Origin of the sequence: Shewanella sp. M-Br, from assembly GCF_036245925.1 — a bacterium.
Taxonomy (GTDB): domain Bacteria; phylum Pseudomonadota; class Gammaproteobacteria; order Enterobacterales; family Shewanellaceae; genus Shewanella; species Shewanella oncorhynchi.
On record NZ_BJBV01000021.1, the window covers coordinates 43184 to 69948 of the forward strand.

General features: G+C 43.2%; 28 protein-coding genes, 1 tRNA gene and 1 pseudogene. 13 read left to right on the forward strand and 17 right to left on the reverse strand.

Annotated elements, in window-relative coordinates; genetic code table 11:
• Positions 1-356: 356 nt before the first annotated feature.
• The 15 genes and pseudogenes from AAA952_RS16905 to AAA952_RS16975 all read right to left on the reverse strand — a co-directional run bounded on the left by AAA952_RS16905 (position 357) and on the right by AAA952_RS16975 (position 15865).
• A pseudogene (locus AAA952_RS16905) lies at positions 357-1248 on the reverse strand (IS982 family transposase).
• A 101-nt stretch (positions 1249-1349) separates the two neighbouring features.
• Positions 1350-2756, reverse strand: coding sequence for a flagellin (locus tag AAA952_RS16910; RefSeq protein ID WP_330148298.1), 1407 nt, complete (start codon positions 2754-2756; stop codon positions 1350-1352).
• Between the two features lie 192 nt (positions 2757-2948).
• Positions 2949-4157 carry a flagellar hook-associated protein FlgL gene (flgL, locus tag AAA952_RS16915; RefSeq protein WP_113939460.1) on the reverse strand — a complete coding sequence of 403 codons (1209 nt, stop codon included), beginning with the start codon at positions 4155-4157 and terminating at the stop codon, positions 2949-2951.
• Positions 4158-4168: 11 nt separating this feature from the next.
• A complete protein-coding gene (flgK, locus tag AAA952_RS16920) occupies positions 4169-6094 on the reverse strand; it encodes a flagellar hook-associated protein FlgK (RefSeq protein ID WP_338258650.1) in 1926 nt (641 codons plus the stop codon).
• A gap of 40 nt (positions 6095-6134) precedes the next feature.
• Entirely contained in the window at positions 6135-7277 is a 1143-nt protein-coding gene (gene flgJ, locus AAA952_RS16925) for a flagellar assembly peptidoglycan hydrolase FlgJ (RefSeq protein ID WP_338258651.1), read from the reverse strand.
• Between the two features lie 17 nt (positions 7278-7294).
• Positions 7295-8386, reverse strand: a complete 1092-nt coding sequence (locus AAA952_RS16930; protein WP_028761203.1) for a flagellar basal body P-ring protein FlgI — start codon at positions 8384-8386, stop codon at positions 7295-7297.
• 11 nt (positions 8387-8397) lie between these two features.
• Entirely contained in the window at positions 8398-9072 is a 675-nt protein-coding gene (flgH, locus tag AAA952_RS16935) for a flagellar basal body L-ring protein FlgH (RefSeq protein ID WP_028761204.1), read from the reverse strand.
• A gap of 11 nt (positions 9073-9083) precedes the next feature.
• On the reverse strand, positions 9084-9872 hold the full coding sequence (flgG, locus tag AAA952_RS16940; RefSeq protein WP_028761205.1) for a flagellar basal-body rod protein FlgG: 789 nt from the start codon (positions 9870-9872) through the stop codon (positions 9084-9086).
• Between the two features lie 10 nt (positions 9873-9882).
• Positions 9883-10626 (reverse strand): flagellar basal-body rod protein FlgF, encoded by a 744-nt coding sequence (flgF, locus tag AAA952_RS16945; protein ID WP_338258652.1) that lies wholly within the window; start codon positions 10624-10626, stop codon positions 9883-9885.
• A 172-nt stretch (positions 10627-10798) separates the two neighbouring features.
• Entirely contained in the window at positions 10799-12160 is a 1362-nt protein-coding gene (gene flgE, locus AAA952_RS16950; protein ID WP_338258653.1) for a flagellar hook protein FlgE, read from the reverse strand.
• A gap of 82 nt (positions 12161-12242) precedes the next feature.
• Entirely contained in the window at positions 12243-13013 is a 771-nt protein-coding gene (gene flgD, locus AAA952_RS16955; protein WP_173497640.1) for a flagellar hook assembly protein FlgD, read from the reverse strand.
• Positions 13014-13037: 24 nt separating this feature from the next.
• Positions 13038-13454 carry a flagellar basal body rod protein FlgC gene (flgC, locus tag AAA952_RS16960; protein WP_006085646.1) on the reverse strand — a complete coding sequence of 139 codons (417 nt, stop codon included), beginning with the start codon at positions 13452-13454 and terminating at the stop codon, positions 13038-13040.
• Positions 13455-13456: 2 nt separating this feature from the next.
• Positions 13457-13861, reverse strand: coding sequence for a flagellar basal body rod protein FlgB (gene flgB, locus AAA952_RS16965; RefSeq protein ID WP_113939454.1), 405 nt, complete (start codon positions 13859-13861; stop codon positions 13457-13459).
• Positions 13862-14004: 143 nt separating this feature from the next.
• Entirely contained in the window at positions 14005-14844 is an 840-nt protein-coding gene (locus tag AAA952_RS16970; RefSeq protein WP_168824478.1) for a CheR family methyltransferase, read from the reverse strand.
• Between the two features lie 100 nt (positions 14845-14944).
• Positions 14945-15865 (reverse strand): chemotaxis protein CheV, encoded by a 921-nt coding sequence (locus tag AAA952_RS16975; protein ID WP_028761211.1) that lies wholly within the window; start codon positions 15863-15865, stop codon positions 14945-14947.
• A gap of 205 nt (positions 15866-16070) precedes the next feature.
• Here AAA952_RS16975 and flgA point away from each other — a divergent pair, with 205 nt between their 5' ends.
• From flgA to AAA952_RS16990, 3 genes are all read left to right on the forward strand, one after another.
• Positions 16071-16778 carry a flagellar basal body P-ring formation chaperone FlgA gene (gene flgA, locus AAA952_RS16980; RefSeq protein WP_028761212.1) on the forward strand — a complete coding sequence of 236 codons (708 nt, stop codon included), beginning with the start codon at positions 16071-16073 and terminating at the stop codon, positions 16776-16778.
• 75 nt (positions 16779-16853) lie between these two features.
• Positions 16854-17177, forward strand: coding sequence for a flagellar biosynthesis anti-sigma factor FlgM (gene flgM, locus AAA952_RS16985; protein WP_107948432.1), 324 nt, complete (start codon positions 16854-16856; stop codon positions 17175-17177).
• Positions 17178-17179: 2 nt separating this feature from the next.
• Positions 17180-17605: a flagella synthesis protein FlgN gene (locus tag AAA952_RS16990; protein ID WP_131523073.1), complete on the forward strand. Its 426-nt coding sequence runs from the start codon at positions 17180-17182 to the stop codon at positions 17603-17605.
• 127 nt (positions 17606-17732) lie between these two features.
• Here AAA952_RS16990 and AAA952_RS16995 read toward each other — a convergent pair whose 3' ends face one another.
• Both AAA952_RS16995 and AAA952_RS17000 read right to left on the reverse strand, forming a co-directional pair.
• Entirely contained in the window at positions 17733-18182 is a 450-nt protein-coding gene (locus AAA952_RS16995) for an LPP20 family lipoprotein (protein WP_028761215.1), read from the reverse strand.
• A complete protein-coding gene (locus AAA952_RS17000; protein WP_028761216.1) occupies positions 18179-18811 on the reverse strand; it encodes a FlgO family outer membrane protein in 633 nt (210 codons plus the stop codon). Before AAA952_RS17000 ends, AAA952_RS16995 begins: the two co-directional genes overlap by 4 nt.
• A gap of 280 nt (positions 18812-19091) precedes the next feature.
• Between AAA952_RS17000 and AAA952_RS17005 the strand changes: the two genes are divergently transcribed.
• The 10 genes from AAA952_RS17005 (at position 19092) to AAA952_RS17050 (ending at position 26765) form a co-directional block, all read left to right on the forward strand.
• Positions 19092-20258, forward strand: a complete 1167-nt coding sequence (locus tag AAA952_RS17005; protein WP_131523072.1) for a flagellar assembly protein FlgT — start codon at positions 19092-19094, stop codon at positions 20256-20258.
• Between the two features lie 55 nt (positions 20259-20313).
• Positions 20314-20389 (forward strand) — tRNA-Arg (locus tag AAA952_RS17010).
• A gap of 210 nt (positions 20390-20599) precedes the next feature.
• A complete protein-coding gene (locus tag AAA952_RS17015; RefSeq protein WP_338258654.1) occupies positions 20600-21466 on the forward strand; it encodes a hypothetical protein in 867 nt (288 codons plus the stop codon).
• A gap of 193 nt (positions 21467-21659) precedes the next feature.
• Positions 21660-22781: a hypothetical protein gene (locus AAA952_RS17020; RefSeq protein WP_338258655.1), complete on the forward strand. Its 1122-nt coding sequence runs from the start codon at positions 21660-21662 to the stop codon at positions 22779-22781.
• Positions 22782-22899: 118 nt separating this feature from the next.
• Positions 22900-23088, forward strand: coding sequence for a helix-turn-helix domain-containing protein (locus AAA952_RS17025; RefSeq protein WP_006082439.1), 189 nt, complete (start codon positions 22900-22902; stop codon positions 23086-23088).
• Positions 23072-23320, forward strand: a complete 249-nt coding sequence (locus tag AAA952_RS17030; protein WP_338258656.1) for a hypothetical protein — start codon at positions 23072-23074, stop codon at positions 23318-23320. The genes AAA952_RS17025 and AAA952_RS17030 overlap by 17 nt, the downstream gene beginning before the upstream one ends.
• The gene (locus AAA952_RS17035) at positions 23320-23622 is read left to right on the forward strand and encodes a hypothetical protein (protein WP_338258657.1); all 303 of its coding nucleotides are present in this window, start codon (positions 23320-23322) and stop codon (positions 23620-23622) included. The genes AAA952_RS17030 and AAA952_RS17035 overlap by 1 nt, the downstream gene beginning before the upstream one ends.
• Positions 23615-25537, forward strand: coding sequence for a replication endonuclease (locus AAA952_RS17040; protein WP_338258658.1), 1923 nt, complete (start codon positions 23615-23617; stop codon positions 25535-25537). The genes AAA952_RS17035 and AAA952_RS17040 overlap by 8 nt, the downstream gene beginning before the upstream one ends.
• Before the next feature lie 103 nt (positions 25538-25640).
• On the forward strand, positions 25641-26270 hold the full coding sequence (locus AAA952_RS17045) for a hypothetical protein (protein WP_338258659.1): 630 nt from the start codon (positions 25641-25643) through the stop codon (positions 26268-26270).
• The gene (locus AAA952_RS17050; protein WP_338258660.1) at positions 26271-26765 is read left to right on the forward strand and encodes an ImmA/IrrE family metallo-endopeptidase; all 495 of its coding nucleotides are present in this window, start codon (positions 26271-26273) and stop codon (positions 26763-26765) included.

A 26765-nucleotide genomic window follows, 5' to 3' on the forward strand; every position in this document is an offset into this window, starting at 1 on the left:
GTTAAGCCAGGCCAATCTCATGGGTTACATTCATTTTAACGGCAGCACTTTGGCTAACTTTAATTTTTTTATTTAAATAATTGAAAAAATATATCCATTAGAAATGATTGCAATGAATTAACTCATTGTAACTAAGGGATTACTCAGGAATAAAAAGAAAAGAAGAAGGAAATAAGCTGAGAGCTGTGCAAATTATTATGGATGGTCTGATTCTATTGCTTGTTCACAAAAATCAAATTAATAGCATGAAACGCGGAAAAAATAGCTATGCCCAAGTACATCGTCTAAACAAAAGTTTAGATAAGGCCTTGGGCATTAAGCTCGTTTTCTATTACTTTACTTAGCCTGAGCTCGGTTTAACGAGCCATAACTGCAATAGCATTAAACTCCCCGTTAGTGAGGTTCAGTTGTGGCTTATTGTCTTTCAATTGATAGGCGATGAGTCCCCCAATCATATTGAGCATAAAACCATGTACGCTGCGGTGTCTAGAGTGCTCTATTTGAGAGATATTTTTTAACTGGTCGTTGATGGTTTCTATGATGAAGCGTCTCGACAGCATCGCTCTATCCCACAACGACATCGCTTTTGCTTTCATATTCTTACGCACGTTTGTCACCAGTGTGACGCCTTTCTCCAGCAATTCACTGGACAGCGCTTTACTGATATACCCTTTATCTGCATAGAGTTTGTTCATGTCACTGTGCACCATCTCGTTCACCAGTTTTGTGTCATGTACATTCGCTGGGGTCACTTTGGCTGCCACTATTCCGCCTTGATGATTCACAATCAAATGCAGCTTAAAACCATAGAACCACCCCATGGTGCCTTTACCTCTGCACGCCAGTCCCGCCAAGGTTTTATGCTGATGAATACGTAGGTTATGGCACACTTTGATGCTAGTTGAATCAACAAATTCAATGCCAGTGGGGTCACTCTTGAGGCTGGCAAAGTAACTGCAAAGCGGCACTAAAGCAGTGGGCATCACTTCAAGAAAGCGGGTATAGCTGAGTAAATTAGGAAAAGCAGATTTGTAGAAATGAGCCAGATAGCCGATGTAGAAGTTCTTGAAATCACGATGATGAGACATACTGAAAAAGTATGATGATGGTCATCACTTCGCTCATCGTCATACGGCCAGCGCGTTGACGCTTGCGTATACCATCGGTTAACAGCATTTTTTCCCATTCTGGAATGAAAACAGCGCAAAAATCATCGACATCGCAAAACACTTCCACTAATTTATGCAAAGGCCCTCCGGTGTGATGGGGTTTCTCTTGGTCGAAAGATCCGATCACTTGGAGGGCTATTAGTTCAACATTTCTTATCTCGAGTTCAGGTTACTTAAGGATTAGCCCAGTAATGATAACGCCACCTGAGGCAACTGATTAGCCTGTGCTAACATAGCAGAAGAGGTCTGAGACAGAATTTGCTGCTTGGTCATCTGCGCAGTTTCTTTAGCAAAGTCAACATCCTGAATGCGACTTCGGGCATCTGCCACGTTAGTCTGCACATTACCCAAGTTATTAATAGTGAAGCTCATACGATTTTGAACCGCACCTAAATCTGCACGCTGTGCATCGATTCCAGCCAAAGCGTTATCAATCACAGCTATCGCATCTTGAGCGCCATTTGCAGTACTAATATCAGCCTTACTCACTGCGTTTAAAGATGAATTACCAGCAGTGGCAGTCACACCACCACCGAGCAGCTCGTTAGCTGTTGTACCTTTAATGGCAAATTTTTCAGGTGAAGATAATTTAAGTTCAGACGTTTTACTGGCGTTTGCTGCACCAGCAGCTTGACCACCTAATTTAGCTGTTGTACCGCCACCATAACCAGCAACTTCTACACCAGCAACACCCTTAGCCGTAATACTAATGACACCTGTTTCTTTATCGTGGCTAACATCGTATCCCGCTTTACCTAAGTCAGTTGCGAGTTGCGCTGAATCACCTTTATATGTCGCTAAATCGTAACTATCTTTTGTACCATCTTTGGCAACAACAGAGAAAGTCCCCGTATCCGCAGCACTTAAGCCAGACAGGGTTGTCGTAACTGAGGCTTCAGCCGTAACACCAGCACCTGCTTTATTAATGTTCTCCGCAACTTTGGCAGCATTGTCACCAGCCGTAATGGCTACAACTTTTCCATTAACAGCAAAAGCTCCATCTGCGGTTGTACCTTGTGTTAAAACAGTCGCCGCTTCTACACCAAATTTTGTGCCTGCGCCTGAAACGCTATTATTACCAATTTTATTCGCTGCTGTGCTAGACAACGATACTGAAATCGTTTCATTAGCATTGGAGCCCACTTGGAATTTTTGCGTACCATACGTACCATCAAGTAATTTCTGACCACCAAAAGAAGTGGTATCTGAAATACGAGTTAACTCTGTTTGCAATGCAGAAAGTTCTTTCTGCATAGACTCTCGATCGCCCGTTGAATTCGAGCCATTAGCCGATTGCAGTGACAAATCTCGCATACGTTGGAGAATATTGGTCGACTCTTGCATTGCACCTTCAGCAGTTTGAGCAATAGAAATCCCATCGTTAGCGTTGCGCATAGCAACATCGAGCCCATTAATTTGACTCGTCATACGGTTTGAAATCTGTAGACCAGCGGCATCATCCTTAGCGCTGTTAATCCGTAATCCTGACGATAATCGTTCCATAGACGTTTGCAGATTACCATTGGCTCCGCCAAGATTTTTTTGCGCCTTCATTGATGTGACGTTCGTGTTTACTGAAATAGCCATGTTACATTCCTCTTCTAAGTTAGGTGCCAAGACGTGGAAGCCTGGCTAAATCTTGTTGCCATCAATTGCTGCAACTTTACTTAACGTGCTTAACTCTATTTGCTTAATTTAATTACTTAACCTTTAGACCTTGATGCCTTCATCATTGAAAACCGTCTTGTTTTAGCGCTTTCGGTTCAGAAGGCATTCGATCTAGATGTAATCAAACAGCGATACGGAACCCACTTTACTAAACACACTGGATACGGCATTGAGTGCGAGTTGTTGCTTCTCAAATTCAGTTATCGCAGTGGCATAATCAAGATCTTCCAATTTGGATAATGCCGAGGTGTTAATCAATTTTTCATCAGTGTGCTTATCAGTATATTTTTCCAGTATCTTTAAACTGTTACCTGCTAAGCCCTGCTGCTGACTCATTTGTTTGACACCACTCCCAACATTATTCAATAACTGTGCCAACTCAGACTGGCCGGATGGCGTCTGCACTTGGTCAGCATTTTCAAAAAGAGCAATCGCCTTATTTAAGGTATTGAAAATGCTAACCTCTGGTTCTTGGTGAAGGGTAAAGCTGTCACCTATCTTCGGCTCGCCAGCAATTTTTAGTTCAACACCGTCAAAAGTGACTGGCACCGCGGGATCGAACGCCGCTGCGGGGGAGATGATATTGGCGGGAATAGCGTTGTCGGTAACTTGAACATTGATGCCACCAGCACCATCATCTAGAAATGAAACTGTGTAATCAGAGAGAGAAGGTGTCGCGTTAGCTAGCTTAGCGCTAGATACACTAAAATCACCTTGTTGGGACGGCAAATAATTGACGCTATAATCACCCATTGCATTAGGTGACTTCATAAAAGCGGTATCTCCAGCCACATTAGTATTAAGCTGAATACCTGATGCAATCATGCTATTACGAACGCCTGAGTCGCCTGAGTAAATAATCTGACCATTATTATCGAATGCGAACGGTTGGGTGTCAGTTTTATTACCTGCAAAGAGATAATTTCCCGATTCATCTTTGGTATTCGCAATTGTCAGCAATTGATCTAAACTTTTGCGCAGGTCATCGGCAATTGTTTGCCGCTCTGCCGCTGTCATACTGCCATTAGAACCCCGTAACATCATGTCCTTCATACTCGACACTAGTTTATCTGCTTGGCCAAGTTGACTTTCGGTCTGTTGTAAGTGATTCGTTGCATAATCAATGTTCTTAATAAACTGATCGACGAGTGCATTTTTCTGATTCAGATTATCAATACCCTGTGACGCCACAGGATCATCACCAGCAGTATTGACTTTCTTACCACTGCTCAATTGGTCAAGAATTTTGCTGGTCGCCGTTTGCTTTTGCAGCACACTGGTAATGCTTTGATTAAAAATCTGCGCGGATGATAATCGCATAGTTAAATCTCCTAACGCACTGAGGATAATAAGGTGTCAAAAATCTGCTGTGCAGTCGTCATGATCCGCGCAGAGGCTTGATAGGCTTGCTGAAAACGCATTAAATTTGCTGCTTCTTCATCTAAGTTCACGCCCGACTCACTCTCTACTCGCGCATAAGCTTGTTGATACACGGCCTCTGCCGAACCAACACGCACTTCAGCCGCTTTCGTTTTACTGCCTACCTCGAGCTTAGTGTTCTCGAACACATCAGCTAGGGTCGACTTTCCCCCATTCATCACCTTACTTTCGCTCAACTTAGCCATAGCGACAGCATTAGAGTTATCCCCCGCTGCGAAGGATAAATCGAAGGTAAATCTGTCATTGCCTGCAGCCGCTTTGCTGTCAACTTCAAAGGTAAAACCAAAAGCGCTAATACTCGGAGGCGTATAAGGGGCTGCAGCCCCAAGGGATGTTCCCGCGGCGTCGAATGCTTCATAGGTTGGAGGCACAACTGTGGTATCGAGCTTTATCGTCAACTCACTGCCCGTTACAGGGAAATTTGCGGCATTACGATTGCTAATTTGAGTCAACTTCACTTGGGTATTGCCCGAGTTAGCGGCATCTGCAGTAATCTTTGGTGATGCGGCGGCAATGCCTTTAGGGTCTTTCATGACCACTTCAATGCCATTTGAAGCACCTGCTGTCGGGCGAATGGCAAAACGATCGCCAGACGCCATAGCGCCCGCTTTTATATCAATTGAAAATCCAGATCCACCCGATAAAGTCGAGCCAGTTAACGTCAGTGGCGTAATTGCCCCCGTTTTCGAATCTCTCAGCTCATAAGTTGCAGGCGCGGTAAATGACAGTTCGTAGGCACCACCAGTTAATAAACTGGTGTCATCTATGGTGACGCCTAACGTTGCATTACCTGTATTACCAGAAAAACCTGCTGCACGGCCCAAAGACATCATAGGATCGTTGATATCTTTGAAGATATCGGCACCAACTTGCCCATTGAGGTCAATACCTTGTGCTTGCATTTTATTGAAGTTATCAGCCACGCCCAAGGCTAATTGATCGAGCTCATGACCCGCGGGAATTAACGTTTGATCACGATAATCAAAAATGGCCCCTAACTGACCGCCAAGTTTACTCGGATCAACAGTGACACTTTGCGAACCAATACTTGAAGTCAATTGGAGCTCATTCGGAAATGGATCACCCGCTTGGACTCCCATCGTCATAGCAATTTCGCCAGAAACCAACATCACTGAGCCACCGAGCATTACGCTCTTAGCACCATTTTCTAATGGAATAACATTCACTTGAGCGTACTGGCTTAACTCTTGAACAAGTGCATCTTGCTTATCAAGCAACTGCGCATCCTGATTCGGCGACTTCATTAACTCTAGGTTTAAATTTGCCAGTTCTGTACTGATCTCATTGATACGCTTAGTCATACCAGTGATCTGGTCATTGGTCTGATTAAGCTGGCCATTCAAATACGACTGCATCTGATTAAGACTGCTGGCAACTTGCTGTGCGTTTGTTAGGGTCGAACTCCGAATACCCAAATCTGCAGGCAAATCAGCCACACTATTCAGCCCCGAAAACAGGTCATTCAAGCTTTGTGGCACAACTTTACCTACCTGTGAAAACAGCTGATCTAGCTCACTCAATTTACCGTAGCTGGCTTCGGCGGCGCTTAACGTTGTTTGGCCAATGCGTAACTCTCTTGCGGCATAGTCATTGTAGATACGCTTAACGTCATTAACGTAAGTTCCCGTGCCATAAAAGCTACTACCAAAACGCTGCGATTCAAGAGTCGACTGGGTTGCCACTTGTCTGTGGTAACCAGCGGTATTGGCGTTAGCTATGTTATTACTGGTAACACCCAGTTGCGACTGGGAGGCAAGCACCCCAGTTCGCGCTATATTCAGTAGATCAACGGCCATTAGTTGACACTCCTATGAACAAACAGGGTTGTAAGATTCATCATTTGTCTTCTCCTGGCAGAATTGATTTCAGTTCTTCACTGATCGACTGCATCACTTTAATGACTTTTTCAGCGTATCGAGGATCAGTGGCATAACCCGCATCCTGCAAAGCTCGGATGAATTGAGTTGGGGAAGCGGCCACTTTCTTCGCATCTTGATAACGTTCACCTTCGGCAATGAAGGACACAAAATCGTTAAAGCTATGCTCGAAATCACTATAAACTCGGAAATCAGCTTTTTGCTGGACAGCAACACCGTGCTCAAATTCTAAGGTACTGACGTTAGCCTTATCGCCTAACCAACGACGATCAGCTTTAATGTTGAATAGGTTATGACTCGGCGCACCGTTATTGCCGCGGACGATTTTTTGTCCCCAGCCAGTTTCCAGTGCCGATTGCGCCAATAATACTTCTGGTTGGGTACCTAATGTTTTTGCGGCTTTTTCAGCATGTGGATATAAGGTCGCTAAAAATTCTTCTCGACTACCGAACCTGACAATCTTTTGGGTTTCCCTAAATGCTGCCGTCGGCAAAACTTGGCCGCTAATCACAGGTTCTACCACTGAAAGTGATTGTTCACTCCAGCTCGGCTTAGGCGTATCGATAGCCAGTGAACGATTAGGCGCATCAATGTCCATTGATGAATTTGCATCTTCAGCTCTATCCGGTTCAAATACAGGCCGAGCAATAGCAGCCGGCACACCATGATTTACAACTGTGGGTTCAACCACTCGAGCGGCTGAACTCTGCATAGGCACATTAAGCGCTTTATCGTCGTGGAGCATTTTCATGCCACCATCGTCACGCAATACCGATGCAGGCGTAAAATGACTTGCTTCGGGAGAGAGTTGCTGCACCATCATATCGGCAAGGCCCAATACACCTTTGTCAGATAAATCGACCGATAACTGCTGATCGCGCATCTGCTCGTAAAACTGAGTGTATTGGCTATTGAGTGGACTATCAGACTGAAAAACCGCATTGGCATCGCGCATACTTTTCATCAGCATTTGCACGAAAATACCTTCAAATTGTTGGGCGACCTTTTTCAAGGCGCCCTTCTCATCTTTTTGAGCCTGGGCGCGGAGTGAATCTAGCCCGCCCAGGTCAAGAAAATGTGATGAACTTGAAAGCTTTTCCATGATTTTCCCGACAGAAATTAGATGATGATAAGTTCACCATGCAAAGCTCCTGCCACTTTTAATGCTTCAAGTATTGCTAACACATCTGAAGGGGCTGCACCGACTAAGTTAACCGCTCTAACCAGCTCATCCAGCGTAGTGCCTGGATTAAACATAAACATACGACGGTCACTTTCTGTCGCTGTGATCGTACTATTACTCGTGACGGTTGTTTGTCCATTTGCCAACGCGTTAGGCTGCGAAACCTGTGTCGCCTCCGCAATCGTGACAGTCATGCCGCCATGGGTAATCGCCGCAGGGAGTAAGCGTACGTTTTGCCCAACCACTATGGTTCCAGTACGTGAATTAACGATCACTTTGGCAGATTCCTCTGCGGGAACAACATCAAGGTTTTCAAGCGTTGCTAAAAAGGAGACTCGTTGTGATACATCACGTGGAGCCGTTACCTGAACAGACGTCGCATCTAAAGGACGCGCCATATCTGGACCTAATAGATCATTGATCGCATCGGCCATGCGCTGCGCAGTAGAGAAATCCGAACGACGTAGGTTAAACGTCAAATAATCGCCAGTTGAAAATGGGGTTGCAACACTACGCTCAACAATTGCGCCATTCGGTATACGACCTACAGTTGGCGTATTTTGAATCACCTTTGAACCATCTAAACCATCGGCACTAAAACCACTCACCACTAAACTACCTTGGGCGATCGCATACACATTACCATCTACCCCTTTCAAAAAGGTCTGTAATAAGGTGCCACCGCGTAAGCTTTTGGCTTCGCCTAAGCTAGATACCGTCACGTCAAGATCTTGACCAGGTTTGATAAAAGCGGGCATATCCGCATGTACGGCTACCACTGCAACGTTTTTAATTTTCGGTTTGACGTTGTCCGGGAGATTAATCCCAAAGTTTTTGAGCATAGTCATAAAGGTCTGCTCGGTATAACTGGTTTTTTCCCCCGTTCCCGGCAAACCGACCACTAAGCCATAACCAATCAACTGGTTACTACGCACACCTTGCACATTGGCAATATCTTTAATTCGTTCAGCCTGACTAGGTAGAGAAAACACTAGCATGGCAACGGCTAACACCAGTTTATATTTCATGATACGACTCCTTAGAAGGGCCACCAGTCGCTCATAAAGAACTGGCTTAACCAGCCCACTTTTTGAGCATCTGCGAAAGTGCCTGTGCCACTGTATTGGATACGAGCATTAGCCATTCGCGTTGAATCGACAGTGTTATCGGGTTTAATGTCCTGCGAGCGAACGAGACCAGTGACACGAATAAACTCATCACCATTATTAATTGAAATCCATTTTTCGCCACGGATCACTAAGCTGCCGTTGTTTAGCACTTGCATCACGTTTGCCGAGATGCTGCCATCTAGACTATTACTCTGATCCGCATCCGATTCACGCTTAGTGTTCATGCTATCTTTGTAACGCAAATCAATTGGCACTCCGCCAATGGACACATTACTACCACCTGCAAAGATGGGATCTAAGCTCATGTCTGAACCTTTTTTGATCTGATTGCCTGCACTCTTCTTAGCTTGAGTCGATTCCTTCAATACGATAGTGATAATGTCACCGACTTTATGAGCGCGTATATCCGAATACAAGCTAGATGCTTGGCTGTCTTGATAAATAGAGCCAGTTGCGGCAATTTTTGTAGGCGGCGCCTCTGGGTATACCGGCGCGTAAAAGGGATCATCCGCAAGGGGTTTCTTTTGCGTCGAGCTACAGGCTGCAAGCAATAACGCGACGGCCAACACAAGATATCTAGCCATGATGTTTGCCTCTATAAATTCTGAGTCACATAAGACAGCATCTGATCTACCGCTGAAATCACTTTTGAGTTCATCTCGTAAATGCGCTGACTTTCGATAAGGTTCACCAGTTCCTCGGTCACGTTAACGTTAGAGGTTTCTAAGGCGCCTTGACGAATCGCTCCCATGCCATCTAACGAAGCGGTCCCTTGAATGGGCGTACCACTCGCACCGGTTTCCGTATATAAGTTTTGTCCCATAGGATCTAGACCCGATGGATTAATAAAATCCGTCATAGTCAACTGACCCACGACTTGGTTCTCAGCGGTACCCGGCGTTTTTACTGAAACTTCACCCTCTGCTGAAACGGTAATACTGGTCGCATTATCAGGAATAGTGATCGCGGGTTGTAGCAAATAGCCAGAACCTGGAGTCACAATCTGACCCGTATCGTCTAAGGTAAACTGACCATTTCGAGTATAAGCAGTGGTTCCATCAGGGAGCTGGATTTCAAAAAATCCAGGACCTTCAATCATAAGATCCAGCGAGTTATCCGTCGTCAGCATGTTACCCTGAGTAAACATTTTTTGAGTGGCGACGACTTTCGTACCCGCACCTATGTTTAATCCGTTGGGTAGCTTAGTGTTAGATGCACTAACACCACCCGCTTGGTTAACTGTTTGATAGAGTAAATCTTCAAATACTGCGCGGCTTTTTTTGTAGCCCACAGTGCTAGCGTTCGCTACGTTGTTTGAAATCACTGAAATATCAGTTTGCTGTGCGTCTAAGCCAGTTTTACTAATCCATAACGCCGGATGCATAATCTATCTCCTAACTAATACGCATTAATGAAGATGAAGCGCGATCATTCTCTTCCGCGGTTTTCATCATCTTGACTTGCAATTCAAACTGGCGCTGAAGATCAATCAAAGACACCATTTCATCAACAGGGTTAACGTTACTGCCCTCTACGGCACCACTTTCAACTGTGACGAAAGGGTCAGCTGGTGCAGGTTCGCCTGACATTTGTCGAAATAATCCATCTTCACCACGCATCATCTGCGCATTGCCGGGATTAACTAACTTCAATCTCGCCACTTCTTCTATCACTTCAGCAGTCGCCCCTTGAGGGCGAACAGACACTATGCCATCCTGTGAAATTGACACTTTATCAATAGGTAATGGCAGCACTATCGGGCCAGTATCCCCCATCACGGGATTGCCTCTGTCGTTATACAACATGCCCGTCGCATCGAAACTGAGACTACCGGAACGGGTATAAGCTTCACTGCCATCTTTCGCCTGAACGGCAAACCAGCCATCGCCTTTAATGGCAACATCGAGATCCCGTCCAGTGGTTTTTATCGGACCAGAGCGAAAATTAGCTGACGGAGATTCTGTCATCGCAAACACCCTTGAAGGCAACCCTTCACCGAAGGCTTGCATCGATCTGGCCTGCGCCATATCTGATTTAAAACCATCGGTATTAGCATTGGCTAAGTTGTTCGCACGGAGTGCCAGCTCATTCATATTTTGCTTAGCGCCACTCATGGCGACATAAAGGAATTTGTCCACAGACTGCTCCGTCAAATTTTCTACATGACGATATCAAAGCAAGCATCGTGCCAATAAAAATTGATTTTAATTTACTGATAAAATTGAAGAATAAGGAAATGAAGTGAGTTGACAGCAGGATAAAGGCTAAGTGTTGCCACTGGCGGCAACACTTAGTTAAATAAAGTAATGATTAGCGGATTTGTAATACGGTTTGTTGCAGCGTGTTATTCACTTCAAGCGTACGAGAGTTCGCTTGGAAGTTACGCTGCGCCGAAATTAAATCGACCAGTTCAGTCGTTAAATCGATGTTCGATTGCTCTAACGCCGATGAACTGATGCTACCAAAAGTTCCACTATTTGCCTCACCCGCTAACGCTGGACCTGAAGCTAAACTGGCTTTCCACGACGTATTACCCACTTGCGTTAAACCTTGTTCGTTAGCAAAACGAACTAAAGCAACCCGTGCTAAAGGCACGGTTGAGCCATTAGAATAACTCGCGGTCACTAAACCATCTTCGCCGATTTCAACGTTAGTTAAGCGGCCTACAGTCGTACCATCTTGCGTCAACTCAGTTGCACCAAAAGGAGCCGCATATTGCGTTGGGGCATTAAACTTCACAGTCAAATCTTGAGTACCATCGGCCCCAGCCCCTAAAACACCCGCACCACTGACGCCTAAAGCCTCAGTCTTGACTATAGCAGGATCGCTACCTGTGTAGACACCAACTGAATTGAACTTGAGTACAGAGCCTTTCCAACCACCAGCAGTTTGAGCTGTGCCCGTTGCATCAGGTGTACCATCGCCAGTGGTATCTGTTTGATAAGTACCAGCAGGACCGGCTAGATCGACTTGTTTTCCATCAACAGCATAGTAAGCCACCCAATTGTTCTCACCATTGTACGAACCATCTTTGGGCTTAACAAAATAAGTGGTCATAATATGTGGCTCACCGAGTGAGTCATAAATTGTCATTGATGTAACGTTATTGTAGGTTTTTGCATCTAGAGGATCGAATGCCGCGGGGTCGAGTGCACTTTCCTTAGCATTTAAGTTCATTTGTAAAGTAACATTCTCAGTCTTTACAGGGCTACCTGCAGTGTCTGGTATTTGTACCGGCTTAGCCGTCGTTAAACTCACTGATGTTGAGTTCCCGTCTTTATCCACTGGGAAAGTTTGCAAATAATTACCAGAAGAATCAACCATGTAATTATTTTTATCGACCTTAAATGCTCCAGCACGAGTAAACGAGTGGTCTAATGTACCCAGTTCAGAGGCAGTAACGAAAAAGCCACCCCCTTTAATCGCCATATCAAGGGAGTTATTCGTCAACTGTAAGCTACCTTGATGGAATTGCTGTGCCACTTGGCTCGTCGCAACACCACCACCGACAGCAGTTTTAGCATTTGAAAAAATAGAATTAGCGTAAACATCCGCAAATTCAGCACGGGACTCTTTAAAGCCAATGGTGTTCGCATTAGCAATGTTATTCGCCGTAGTGTTTAAATCTTTCTGCGCGGCAGAAATGCCACTCAATGCAATGTTAAACGACATAATTCACCTCTACACTTGACTCAATTCATTTATGAGCGACTTACGCCCAATTCGGATGCTGCAAAAATTCTTTAATGCAAACTTAGGTTTCAGACACAGCTAACACATCGGTTAACTTGATGCCCATACCGCCTCTCAAGTTAAGAATCGCGCCAGTACTGGCCGTACCGAGAGAAACGCTGGTCACATGAGCATAGGTCGAGACTGGCAATTCTTGGGATTTCCCATCCACTAAACCACTCGCCTTGATCGTATAGTTACCTGCGGTTACAGGGTTTCCATCTTTATCGAGGCCATCCCAGTTAACATCGACATTGCCCCCCTTACTGCCATCAACTTTAAAGGTGGTCACAACTTGGCCTTTCTCATCCTCAACACGTACAGTAACTTCAGGAATTTTAGCTGGCGTGCTAATCACACCTTTTATTGTTGGGCTTTCAGCTGAAATGTTACCTGTATCAGTTGGGATCAATACCTTGCGACCAACAAGTCCTGATGCCTGTAATGCTTGGCTTGATGTCATAACACCGTTTAAATTAACGATTTCCTTATTCAACTTAGTAATACCATCAACCGTCGAGAATGATGCCATCTGCGCAATCATTTGGTCGTTGTCGACGGGCTTAAAGGGATCTTGCATCGATAACTGTTGGCTTAATAACGAGAAAAAGTCATCTTGAGTTAACTGCTGGCTTTTTGCTTCCGGTACTATTGACTCTTTTGGCAAACGTATGCCATCAAGAAACGGATTACCCGTTGAGCTGGTTGATGAATTCGTCGTAACGGCATTTGGCTGACTCTTATTTTGAGCCGTCTGCGCCGACGCTTGGTTAATTTGATTAATGAGGCTCACAGCTTACCTCCTAAGTAACACATGTTATTTACCCATCCCAAGTGTTTGTTGCAGCATAGACTTAGCTGCTTCAGCGACTTGAACATTCATTTGATATGAGCGCGAAGCAGAAATCATATCTGCCATTTCTTCCATGACATTAACATTCGGTTTATAAATAAAGCCGTCCGCATCCGCCATAGGATGGTCGGGCGAGTATTCTTTCAGTAGTGGTTTATCACTTTCTACAATGCCTTTTACTGCAACGCCTTGAGAAGCTTGTTGCTGACTTTGGGCTTTAGCCATTTCGGCTTCAAAAATGGGATGACGGGAACGATAGGTCTTATCTACACTACTCGAGACGGAATCCGCGTTAGCTATGTTGCTCGCGGTGGTGTTTAGCCTGACCGATTGAGCAGACATTCCCGAGCCAGCAACATCAAATATGCTAAATAAACTCATGATTAATCCCCTCTCAACGCTTTCTTCATGCCACTAAACTTACTATCTAAAAAACCTAGCGACATTTGATATTCAAGTGCATTTTGCATGAATGCCGATTGTTCCTGTTGGATATCAACAGTATTACCATCACCGGTATCGGGTTGATTTGGCACACGGAACTTAACAAATTGCCCAGTCAACTCCGCAAGCCCAAAATGCTTATCTGGCTCTTGCATTTCAAGACTATTTCGCTGCTGCTGTTGGCCTCGAGCGGCCTGCATTGCCGCAGAAAAATCAACATCGCGGGCTTTGTAATGTGGCGTATCTGCGTTAGCGATATTGCTTGAAATGACTTCAGCCCGCTGCGCTCTAATACCGAGAGTGTATTGATGCACACCCAGTGCATTATCAAAATTGATCGCCATAAAATTGCCTCCTCGTGTTCCCACGAAAATAAAGCAATTCATGTGCCAACATCAGGAAAATTTTGAGAATAACAACAAGGATGAGCAAGTGATGGGTAAAAAATTACCGACAATTGTCGGTAATTTTCTTTAGAGCGGCTGAGTTAAGTCTTTTTCTGGTAATAAATGCCAGGGTTACAACGAACCATATCAAACTCGTCCGTTAAACCAGCGATAGATTCTGATGCACCGAGAAATAAAATCCCTTTGGGATTGAGAGCGGCAGCGAATTGCCGCAAAATTTTTGCCTTTGCCTCTGGTGCAAAATAAATCAGCACATTGCGGCAAAAGATAATGTCGAACTTGCCAAGCAGACTATAACTCTCAAGCAAATTATGCGCTCTAAAGTTCACCAACCGCTTCACATTATCCTTTAACTTCATATTACCTGAAGGTAATGCATCAAAAAACTGACGCTTACGTTCTTCAGATAAACCACGCGCTAATGCCAAACTATCGTACTCGGCATTTTTGCAGCGTTCTAACATGGAAGGAGATAGATCCGTTGCTTGAATCGAAGCACTACCAGCCAAGGCACCAGGCTTCTTCTGTTGATACTCAAGAATAGTCATAGCCAATGAGTATGGCTCTTGGCCTGACGAGCAAGCCGCAGACCAAATTTTGAGCGGACGCCCCAGACGACTGTATTCAGGTAGTAGGACATTATTCAACAACTCAAATGGATAACGATCACGGAACCAAAGGGTTTCATTGGTCGTCATAGCATCGATCACTTCAGCTCTGAGCGCACGCTCAGTAGGCTTCATCGAATGCTTAACCACATCAGATAAGGATGGCAGGTTATATTTGCCCATCAAAGGAGCAAGACGACTGCGCACAAGATATTGCTTATTTTCACCCAGTACGATGCCGCTGTGTTGCTCTAAGAACAACCTAAATTGATTATATTCAGCCTCAGCGAGTGATTTATTTGGCACATTCACATCCTAAATCCTATAGCAAGCACCAAAATCAGTGCGAAACCATCATGTTATAAAGTCGAGATTATAGCGTAAAGCGTATCTAGGTACTAACCTACAGCAATTACAAACTTAAATGCTTATTCACAGCAGCGGCCAATTCGTCGGGATTAAACTTAGCGATAAAGTCATTAGCCCCCACTTTTTGAACCATTGCCTGATTGAATACACCACTTAACGAAGTATGCAGTACCACTTTAATATGCTTAAGCTTAGGATCATCTCGGATTTCAGCGGTCAGGGTGTAGCCATCCATTTCAGGCATCTCAATATCAGAGATTATGAGGGGGATCTCATCGGCCACATTATCCATCTCTTTGGCGATCTCTTTAAGCTTGTCTAATGCTTCGCGACCATCTTTTGCGGTATCAATTTGTAAATTCAATGACTCGAGTGAACGAATAATTTGTTTACGCGCCACGGCAGAATCATCAATAACCATAATATGATAATGCTGAGTTCTGTCGAGGGTCAGTTTTTCATTGGCTTCTTCACTGATAGCCGTTTTAACTGGTGAAATCTCATCTAAGATTTTTTCCACATCGAGAATTTCAACTAATTCACCTTCAATTTCAGTCACAGCTGTCAGATAAGAATAACGGCCAGCACCTTGCGGCGGAGGCATAATCGCTTCCCAATTCATGTTGATGATCCGCTCAACAGAACTGACCAAGAAGCCTTGAACACTGCGGTTATATTCAGAAATAATGATGAAACAGTTTTCAGTGCTCGCTAAAGGTTTTCCCCCTGTTGCCGCACTCAAATCAATCACTGAAATGGTTGTTCCACGAATATGAGCAACACCCTTCACATAAGGATTAAGTTTAGGCAAAGTGGTCAGTGGTGGACACTGCAGTACTTCTTTCACCTTAAACACGTTAATCCCAAACCGTTGACGACCGTTTAATTTAAAAAGCAGTAATTCTAAACGGTTTTGTCCAACGAGCTGGGTTCGTTTGTTGACTGAATCAAGAATACTCGACATAACTCTGCCTTGTTGTTCTGTTTATGTTCGGCCCTATAACTCAGTTGAGTATAGGCATATTAATTGCTTACGTCTTATCTATCGATAAACATAGTCGAAACTGAGTCAATCTTCTGACAGTGATGCAAATTATTATTACAGTGGTCAGCTTCGAACTTAATAAAAGTATAGGTGCATTCTGGCGTTACAAGCTAGTCTCTTCATTATGAAAGTAAATTTAGTCTGTTTTTTTAGTCTTTTCACCCTCTTCATGCCCGCTTTTGCGAGTGCAGAGCCTATTGTCCCCACCGTATCGGCAATCTCAGAATTAGCTAAAGCGCTTATTTCAGAAAAAATATCCGTTCCAGAAAATGCCAAAGTAAATATTTCGCCACAGATGGTTGACGCAAGAATGCTGCCGTCACAATGTTCGTCTCCAATGAAAGTTGAACTGGCTAGCGATAGGGAAATTAGCCGTAATAACACCTTAAAAGTCAGCTGCGATACACAAGACTTAGCTTACCCTTGGCAAATCTATATCTCGGTTCGGGTGGATATCTTATTCCCCGTTGTTGTCTCAACCGAAATCTTAGCACCAGGCGAACTCATCTCTCCTAGTCAAGTAGAAGTCCGTTACATTGAACAAAATAGCTTGAGAGGTGCCGAATTCGATGACCCGAGTAAATTGGCTGGCGTGCGAGTAAAACGACGAGTAGCAAAAGATAATCCCATATTAAGCAACAACTTATGCTTCGTTTGTAAAAATGATTCGGTATCTATCTACGTTCGTTCTGGCTCATTCGAGCTCAAAACAGTAGGCGAAGCCCTACAAGATGGCAATAAAGGTGATCGGATCAGAGTCAAAAATAGCAGTTCAAACAAAGAACTAGATGCTATAGTCACAGGCATTGGCGAAGTTGAAGTAAGAATGTAAAATAATCTAAAGCTTTTTTGTAAGCTGCCGATACCCCAGTTAAGAAATCCCGTACACACGACGCTGGAGCCTAAAATGGCAATTGATATTAGCAAACTCAACACTGCAACGACTGCGCAAGTTCGTTCAGGCGCAACGAAAACGAGCAGCGATCAATCTGCTCAAGTTGCTACAAAATCGACAACACCACAGAGAAGCGACTCAGTGGTCATTACGGCCCAGGCACAACAACTTCAAGGAGCTCAGACTAAAATGGCTAGCCTTCCTGAAGTTGATCAAAAGAAAGTAGCAGAAATCAAACAAGCTATTGCCGAAGGTCGCTATAAAATTGACCCTGAAAAGTTGGCTGCCAATATTGCAAGTTTTGAAGCCGAACTTAATGACTTAAATAAAGAGTAACTATGACTGAAATAGCTAAACTGGTAGATCTACAACACGCCCATTTGGCTGTTCTTAAGCAAATCATACTCAAGGAAAAAGGCGCTTTGGTTGACCAAAACGCCGATTTACTGCTTTCCCTTGCTAACGAAAAATCGCAATGTCTCAAAGAACTAAAGACTAATGATGATATTCTGGCAAAACACAGTGATAAATCGCTACTCACTCAGCAAGTCGAACTCGTGCATAAAATGGCCGAGATCAAAGACGCATTGACTGAATGCAAAGAATTAAACGAACAAAATGCTAGTTTAATTGAGATGAATTTAGCGAGTTTAAATCGCTTTGCTCAAGCTTTACAAGCCAGCAGAAACGCCTCCAGCCTCACCTATAACGATAAAGGCAAGACCTCGACTATCTCAAGTTTAGGCAATGATTTAAAGGCCTAATAAGCGCATCACTCCCACTTAGCATTCCCTTTTCTAAGCTCTGATTAGATATTAATGTCTTGTACAAAAAGAAAAGCCGCGTAAATACGCGGCTCAATACATGCTGTTGAACATACATTCAATAACGCTAGAAATACGTCACTTCCTTCACTCGTTGTGGACGGTTCTGTTGTTGATAAAGCGCCCAAACCTGTGAAAAATCAAGTTCTAACTCAGTGACATAATGCTCGCCTGCTGGATAACTCTTAACGACTCGTGCGCCGCGGATCACGCCAGAAACTGACGCTTTGACATTATCGTCCGTCAACATCCAATCACTGACACTGCTGTTTGCCGTTATTTTCTGCCCATAAACTTGTTCCGCTAATTCACGATAAGCCACAATTTTTGATGCCTGCATAGCCATCAACACTCTTTGTGATTGCTCTTTAGCAGGTTGAGTCGCTAACGGCGCATATCCTATAGCCGTTAACTTAGGAAAACTCGGCGGCGGCACATCTTCCCATTGCACATATCTATCTTTAGCAGCGCAGCCAGTTAGCATTAGCGCCACAATAACTAAAAGGTAGCGTTTCATTTTCCATCTCCTAAAACACGCACTTCATTCATACCTGGACTCGCCTGACGATATAAGATGCCATTTTGTGACACAATTTGCTCCGAAGGCTGCATGTAGTTTGCCAACTCTTTTTGAGTCACAAAAGTTTGAGATGCCGATACCACGCGATTGTTACTAATGTTCACAATCCGAGTATTGATCGCCATACCATTGGTTACTACGCTCATAGTCGAAACGACAAGATGTTCAACAGGAAGATCTTTCGACAATTTTTGCCAATCTCTCGTCAAAATAAAATCCCCGTCAGATGTGACTCTCAAGCCATCAGCTAAGTTTAAATCCACCACATTAAACTGAAAGCTATGGAGCGACGTCATTAATCCTTGCTGTAACTGTTGCGCTAACGCATTAGTGCCATTCAAATCGCCCACTAATACTGGTGTTGCAACTACGATAGGTTGATCAGAACGCAAAGCATCATTTTGCTTAACGAGCTCAGTCACTATTCGCTGTGCTAAATGGTTAATCACTGCCGTTGGCGGCAACCCATTGCCATCCACTAAACTCGGTTTGGGCGGCGTAACCGGTTTAGCTACACATCCACCTAACATTATCAATGTTAAGGGAATAATCACACGCTTTAGCATTGGATTTACCTCATCTATGGGTGCATTGGCAGTCAAGTGACTCACTTTCTAAGCTTCAAATTTTTAATGAGTAACAAAAACCAGCAATCTTCAGACCAATATTAACCTCAGTCCGACAATATTCTTCTATTACGCAGTATATCGACTGTAACGCTGGAAACTTTATCAAAAGTTCTCATACTCAGGCACGAAATTTGCTTTATTGACATATTAGATTAAGAGTCAGAAAACTGGCTCGATTGGTAATATCGCCATTAGCTTAGCGATAAGGATTGAATTGATGCACATACCAGGTTCAGCTTCGCTCATCATTTTGAGCCTTTTACTACTTTCTTTGCCCACCAGAGCCGAATGGATAGAAGCCAGCGGAGAAGCAACTATTATCAATGGTAATACAGCTCAAGCAAGGGAAGAAGCAATTAATCAAGCTGTTAGCTATGCGACTTTAAGCACAGGTATTCAAATATCCAGCGAGCAACAAACCTCTAATGGTAACCTCACACAAAATAACTTTGCGATAAATCGTAACGCCCAAGCCATAAACATCCAACTCGTAAGCGAGCAAATTCAGGGAAATAAAATATATGTATCCCTACGCCTCGATCTAAATGATGATCCAACACAACAGTGTCCTAATGGCCAATTAAAGGCCGCTATTTTAATACCTCAAACACAAATAAAAGATCGTTCTCAGCTTAGATATGGACAACTTTCAGGCTTTGAAGAGGTTATTTCAGAGGCGTTAGGGAACACTATAGAAGATTACTCTTCAACTGGCTTTAGTCACATCCATGCTAACGAGCGACTCGATATTGAACAAGACCTAGTGGATATTCGCGGTTATCGACTCCCAAGCTGGCTCAGTGAAATTACCGACAGCCAATATATTCTTCAACCGCAGATCATTGATATATCGATAGAGCCTGTACAACCCACCTTCTTAGGATTTTGGGATGAAGCTCCGCTAAGGCAATTTCAATTCAAACTCAGCCTCTATCATGGGATCAGTGGCGAAGAGGTCTGGAGCAAAAGCTACAGCACATCGGCCCCATGGGAATTTGAAGAACAGGCTATCATTGCTCCCAACAGTAATAGATTCTGGCGTTCCTCCTATGGAAAAAGTATTACTCAATTAATATTGCAGGCTACCCGAGATTTAGACAGCACACTTAATTGCAGGCCATTACTTGGCCAAGTCGTTAGCCGACAAGCAGACAGGATTATATTAAATCTAGGCCGTAAACATGGCATTCGTGTCGGTGATAAATTCCAAGTAGTATTACAACAAAACTTACCCGATAGACTCAATGAAATGCGCGCCGTCGCGACCAAAAGTCGTGCAACGGTAAAAATTGAGCAAGTAAGCGAAGAAAGTGCCACCGCAGTACTTGTAGACCAAAATGCCGCCTACAATGTACAGATAAACGACATAGCGCTTAAGATTTAAGCAACTAAATCATAAGCCTTTTAATCAAAGATAAAACCAGTATAATCACTGTCGTCTCTTCATAGCTCAACAGGATAGAGCAGCCGCCTCCTAAGCGGCCGATCGGGGTTCGAGTCCCTGTGGAGAGACCATAAGTCACTTTTTATACTTATAACTCAATAAGTTATGAAAAACAAAAAATCCTGTGCCGCCTATGTGCCGCCATAGGAATGACGTTTTTTAGAATTTTTTTCGTAACATTTTAAAAAATCCCCCTTTTGCCCTGTTCATCTCAGTTATGGACAATTAACCCTATTTCTAATACTTTTCCCTATGAGTTAACGAACAGGGAAAATAGCTTTATGACGGAAACTTCATCGCAAGAAAAGTTCACTCAAACACTCGAAGGGATCATCGAGCAATATTCAATTTCCGAACCACCCGAATTTTTGAAAGTCCTCATCGCTCTCCCTGACTCTCCAGATAAAGACAAAATGTTTGAAGGTATGGATGAAGTATTTCGCGCCATAACTTCACCCTCTGAACTATCCAGCAAACTCCCCAAAGGCACAACTGAAGATACGGTCGCAAAAGAGCTGGCAAAAATTCCAGACAGTCAGAAAATCCTTAGTGAAGAACAGCAGAAAATGGTGGAGCTATTTATTGAAATGCTATCTTCATCATCGAGCAATGAATCTCAGATCGATATGGACTATGTACGATGGTTCGCAAATGCCAATTTTCCGCTGTCATCGGACACTAGTGATGAAGATGAAGCTGTATTAATAAACTTACTCAACAGCCAACCAGAGGCCATAGCTGAGTTTATGCAAGCGATGATGGCGTGCCACATGGCTGGAATGACCAAAGCAGCCAATCTACTAAGTCGCCTTTTTGCACAGCACGTATTGATCATTGAAAACGACAGCTACCAATCACTCTGTGGTGATATAACAAGGCACAAAGGGGTAATCGAAACCTCGGGCAACAATTCCAAGAAGGGGCAAGATAAACGTCACTCAAAAAACCGCCAGCGTAAAGACTTTGCACTTAAGCTCTATTTAGAAAAGCCCTCAAGAAATCCTAAGCAAGCAGCAGAACGACTTTTTGATATTGTTAACCAATATGCCAACGATATTAAGCATCCATTCTCCAGTGAGTATCAAGGTTTTCAGACGGTATATCGCTGGTTTTTAGATGCCGATAAAAAGGAACGCAGCAAAACTTGATTCTGCCAACTAGTTAATATAAATTCGTCATAGGCGCCCGCCTCACTTACATGCGAGTGAAAACAGGCACCAAGACGAAAGTCCCTCTTTTGAATTAAACCCAATATACATAAATGACTAGGTTGAGAAGCCTCGCCGTAATCGCATGTGGTAATGCTTAAATGCAATTCGCACTCAACCGCGGAGTCTATTTATGTGTTCACTATCTAACCACGCACACAACATTCACAACAAAGCTAAAACTCTAGCTAAATGCAAAATCAGCCGAGCGCAAATATTCGAGTTAATTGCGGCCTATTACGGGCAGAAGAGTTTTGCAGCGCTGAAAAATTCTGATGTAAGTACAAAGCTAGAAAAGCCTAATTCTGATGAAGCAAATGATCGCTGCATTCAGAGAGCTATTTCTATGGGAGTAAATCATGAGACCAGCAAAGAATTATCTCTGATAGTGACTTGTGAATTGGATTCAGTAAACTCAGTCAATCCCACACTGATTAATCGCCAAGTTCTTAGCTACCTAGAAAGTAACATTGAGCTTAATGAGCAGTATTTTTATTTTGAAGGATTAAAAATCTATATCCCTTCAATGCTTGTAGCTCTAAAAAATGCTTCAAATAATGGGGTTAAAGATTCTCAGCTTTTAGAGTTGTTACTGTTAGTTGAACACTACGCAAGTGTCACGCAGGGGGAATCCAGTGAACACTGGTATCAACGTCAACTTGCAGGCGAAGTGTTAGGGGAAGCTCAAAAGAAATGGGCTGATAATTTCGCTGAATTGGTACCTGCGAGACAGGCGCTAGATACCTTTGTAAAAATGCATTCAATTACTGATCTACCTGTACCCAATATCGAAGAACTCATATCGTCCCATGCAGTTACAAGTATTAAGCAATCCGTCTGTTACCGAGTAAATGCTGGGTTTATAAAAAATTTAGCTATTGATCTATGGGGGCTAGATGAGAATGAGTTATCAGAACAACAATCGGAATTTATCACTCAGTGGGAAATCTTAGCGACCTTTCAAGAACCTTATAGAGGACAGTTAGCAGAATTAGTTGAGTCCGAAACAGATCTTATAAAACAACATTCATGGTTAGGGTTTGCCAAAGCGAATGGTATTGACCTCGAAATGGATGATATGCACCTCGTTAACTCATATACAGGTGAAGTTTGGGAGCATGATTTTGATGGCCCCGTATACGTTGATGGTTATGAAGGCATTACCCTTCCTCAATTACCATCCGAGCTACAAACACAAGTTATTAAACGTGTTGAAAAAATGCTCAACATCCAAAAAGTAATCTCGAAATTGTAATCAGTAGAAAGGTGTTTCTCAGGGTGAGAAACACCTTTTTGAGCCTGACAAACGCATACACCCTAACCCCTCACAATTATCTTAACTCCTGACAAATCTACTTTAATCAGGAGTTACCATGAACGATCTATTACTTAGTCCGACAGAGGTCGCCGAATTTCTCGGCGTCACCATCGGCACTCTATCCGTTTGGCGCTGTACTGGCCGCTACCCGTTGCGCTTCGTTAAAGTAGGCCGCAGCGTTAAGTATCGCCAAAGTGATGTTGAATCCTTCATTAACGGGAGGGTTTATGATCACACTCTTTAAATTCGGTTTCTTGTTTTGCGTCATCATTCAATTGGCGATGATCGACCACACACTTCAACAATCCCTAGAGACCATTAGGTTATATAACGAGTCCAAGTACCCGTTAACGGGTACAGAGACCGAAATCGAACAGGTGTACCCGTTAACAAGCTTTGACTCTGTTAACGGGTACACCTTAAAAGCCACTGACCAAAAGCAAACTGTTCCATTACATAACGGGGAGGTGAAATAATGATGACCTCCCCTTCTATCCCCATGCCCAAACTCACCGATGAACAACAGGAATTTGCCCAATGGCTCTTAAAGGGCAATAGCCTTTTCCTATGTTCAGAAATTTGCAGTGACTTTGGCAAGGTTGACGGTATTGAAACCTTTAACGGTCACTTTCAAAAACGCACCTTGTTTCGGTTAAAACGTGAAGGGCTACTCACAGAAAGCACAATATTTGAGATGGGCATTCGTTGGCAAAAGCTCACGCTTAACGAGCGAGGTAAGCAATTACTGACTAACAACGAGGTAAAGGCATATGCTTAATGTCCATGAACACGATAAACACTGGCTAGACAGTAAACTCTATGGCCTACCCTCGCCTCATCGTATAGCGATTATGCGGCAATATCGTAAGAAGCCAAACCGCCGTGAGGCCAATCTAAGCGTGTTACACCTGACTAAACGCATTGCCGCCGTTATGGGTAAGGATAAACATTTCTACCATGTGAATATTGAGCAGCAAGATATAAGCGCAAAGGCAAAGCAACACGCCCGCCGCTGTATACAGATTGCAGCGCAAGCAGAAGGTAAGGGATTACTCACTATTTACAACATGCTATTGCATTACATGGCGTGCTATAGCATTAAGCCGCCAAAACTGAGCGAGACAATTATCAACCATCTTAAGTTGGACACACTTGATGACTTTGAGCTTGCCCAAGTCTATGGCGTACTCGCCCGCGCTGGCGATGAAATTTGGTGGAAACGGAAATTAAGAAAACAGCGCAATCTGCAAATTGAAACCATTTCACGGGAACTCAATTTGGTCAGTAAACAAAAAGGCATTTATGCCAGTAACATTACCGTCAGCAATTTTCAGACCCAATGGCAGAGCAATCAACAGCTATTAGAAAACACCATAGCCACCAACGAACACGGCTATAGTGCAAGTCTTGCCGAATTATCCAAACTCAATGTCTCTAATCCCGCCATTCGCAAGGCCGAGTTGATGGTTCGCATCCGTGGCTTTGAAGATTACGCCAAAGAAATGGGCTATAGCGCCCTATTCTTAACCATGACTACACCGTCTAAATACCATCGCTGTTTTGCCAGAACGGGCGATGAAAATCCCAATTGGAATGGCGCAACCCCTCTCGATGCCCAAGAATACTTAAATCGCACCTTTGCCCGCATTCGTGCCGCCCTTGCCCGTGAACAAGTCACCCCTTTCGGTTTTCGGGTAGCAGAGCCACACCATGACGGCACCCCACACTGGCACTTACTGTTATTTGTCCCAAGTGAGCAACAGCAAACCTTAGTCGATACCTTCACACACTATTGCTTAGAGGAAGATGGTGATGAGCAAGGCGCAAAGGAGCGCCGCTTCAAAGTGGAATATATTGATCCAGCCAAAGGTTCTGCCACTGGCTACATAATGAAATACATCTACAAGAATATTGACGGTGAAGGCATCGAATACGACAGCTACGGCAAAGATGCCTCAAGCTCAGCAATCAGGATAAAAGTATGGGCGTCCTGTTGGGGCATACGGCAGTTTCAACAAATCGGTGGCGTTGGTGTAACCCCTTGGCGCGAATTAAGACGCCTAGACGCAATTAAAGATCCGTCACTTGATTGGATAGAAGCCATTCGCCAAGCGGCCGACAGCAGCAATTGGGCTTTATACACTCAACTTATGGGCGGTGTATTTTGTAAACGAGCCGAACAAACCATTCGTCCGTTATACCAAACCCAAACCAATGCGCTCCAAGCCCAAACACGCCACAGTGGAGCCACTGACACACAAAGCAAGCCAATTACCGCATTAATCCAAGAACAATCCCGAAACGCATTGCAGGATTGCGGAAATAGCCAGAAAGAATGCGGAAATAATCCCGAAAATTCCGAGATTCAATTGCTGGACGCTTTCAGGAACATGCAAGAACCATCTCGGGAATTTCAAGACTACGATTCAGGAATGCAGGAAATCATTTCAGGAACTGTTGCAGGATTTTCGGGGTTAAATACGGGATTAGCTTCGGGAATAGATGCGGAAATAGCTCCAGAACACTATCAGCCACTCAAAACCAATCGCTATGGCGATACTGCACTAGCCCAGCTAAAGGGGATTATCTCTTTCGGCGTGGAGATCATCACCCGCGTCCATACATGGACGCTAGCAACTAAATCTCAGGTTCAGAGAAATGCTTTTTGCTCTCACTTGGAGTTCTGTCAATAAGTGTACGCAAATTTATATACACCATGAGCTTTCTAATTTAAAATCACATCATTACGATGCAAGATCACTTACTAAAGAGATTGTATATTGCTTAGGAATAAGAATGAAAAAATCTGCTAATTATCGTGTTTTCTACAAAAAATGGACATTTTGTATTATGGCAATCTTATGCATAATTATTACCTCTTTAATAGGAAAATCTTATGCACAAGAAGAACAATCTGCATCATCATCTAACAATATTGTCACTGAGATAGATATCGAGAAAGGCTTTCTTTTAAATAAGCTTATAGATATTCAATCTGAGACTATAAAATTAACAAATGAAAATATTTACTTAAGGGAAAAGCTACAAGAATCAATTTCAAATTTAGCAAATCTCGAAGCAAAATATGATTTAACACAAAAAAATTTAGAGTCATTCAAACAACAAAATTCAACATCATGGGTTGATTGGGTTGGGATATTATTAGCATCCGTTGCAGCAATTGTAACAACTTTTGGTGTTTTCATAGCTTTTTTCTCTTTCTATGGATATAGAAAAATTATTGAAGAAACGAAAAAAATTGCAGCAGAAAAGACCAAAGAGACTCTTCCAGAAATTTTACCTAACTACACAAAAAATGAGCTAATAGAACTGATTGAAAGTGGTACGTTTAATGCTGTAATTGAAAATGCAGTATTGAAAATAACCTACAGAGGCATTGAGATAGAAACTATAGAGGATATTTAAATGCAAAAAAATTCTCATACCGCTAATCATATTGAAGATATAAACTCATTTATTTCAGAGTTTCATTTTGAACTTCCCGTAAAAGTTGGGAAGATTGCTTCAGCCCTTGGGTTAAAAATTAAAGTATCAACATTGCAAAATGGAATTTCTGGAGAGATAAGGAAGGATGGTGATAGTTATATAATAAAAGTAAATCGACATGATACAAAGGAAAGACAACGATTTACAATCGCACATGAAATATCTCATTATTTACTGCACAAAGAATTAATAGGTGATGGAATTATTGATGATGCATTATATCGCTCAAAACTATCCGATAAACTTGAAGCCGAAGCTAACAGGTTGGCAGCAGAAATATTAATGCCATGGAGTCAAATGAAAGTTAAAATTGAAGAGTTTGATAACTTGAAACATGAACCTCTGTATGAGGAGTTATCATCAATTTTCGAAGTTTCAACAACAGCAATAAAAATTAGACTCGGAAAACTTTAA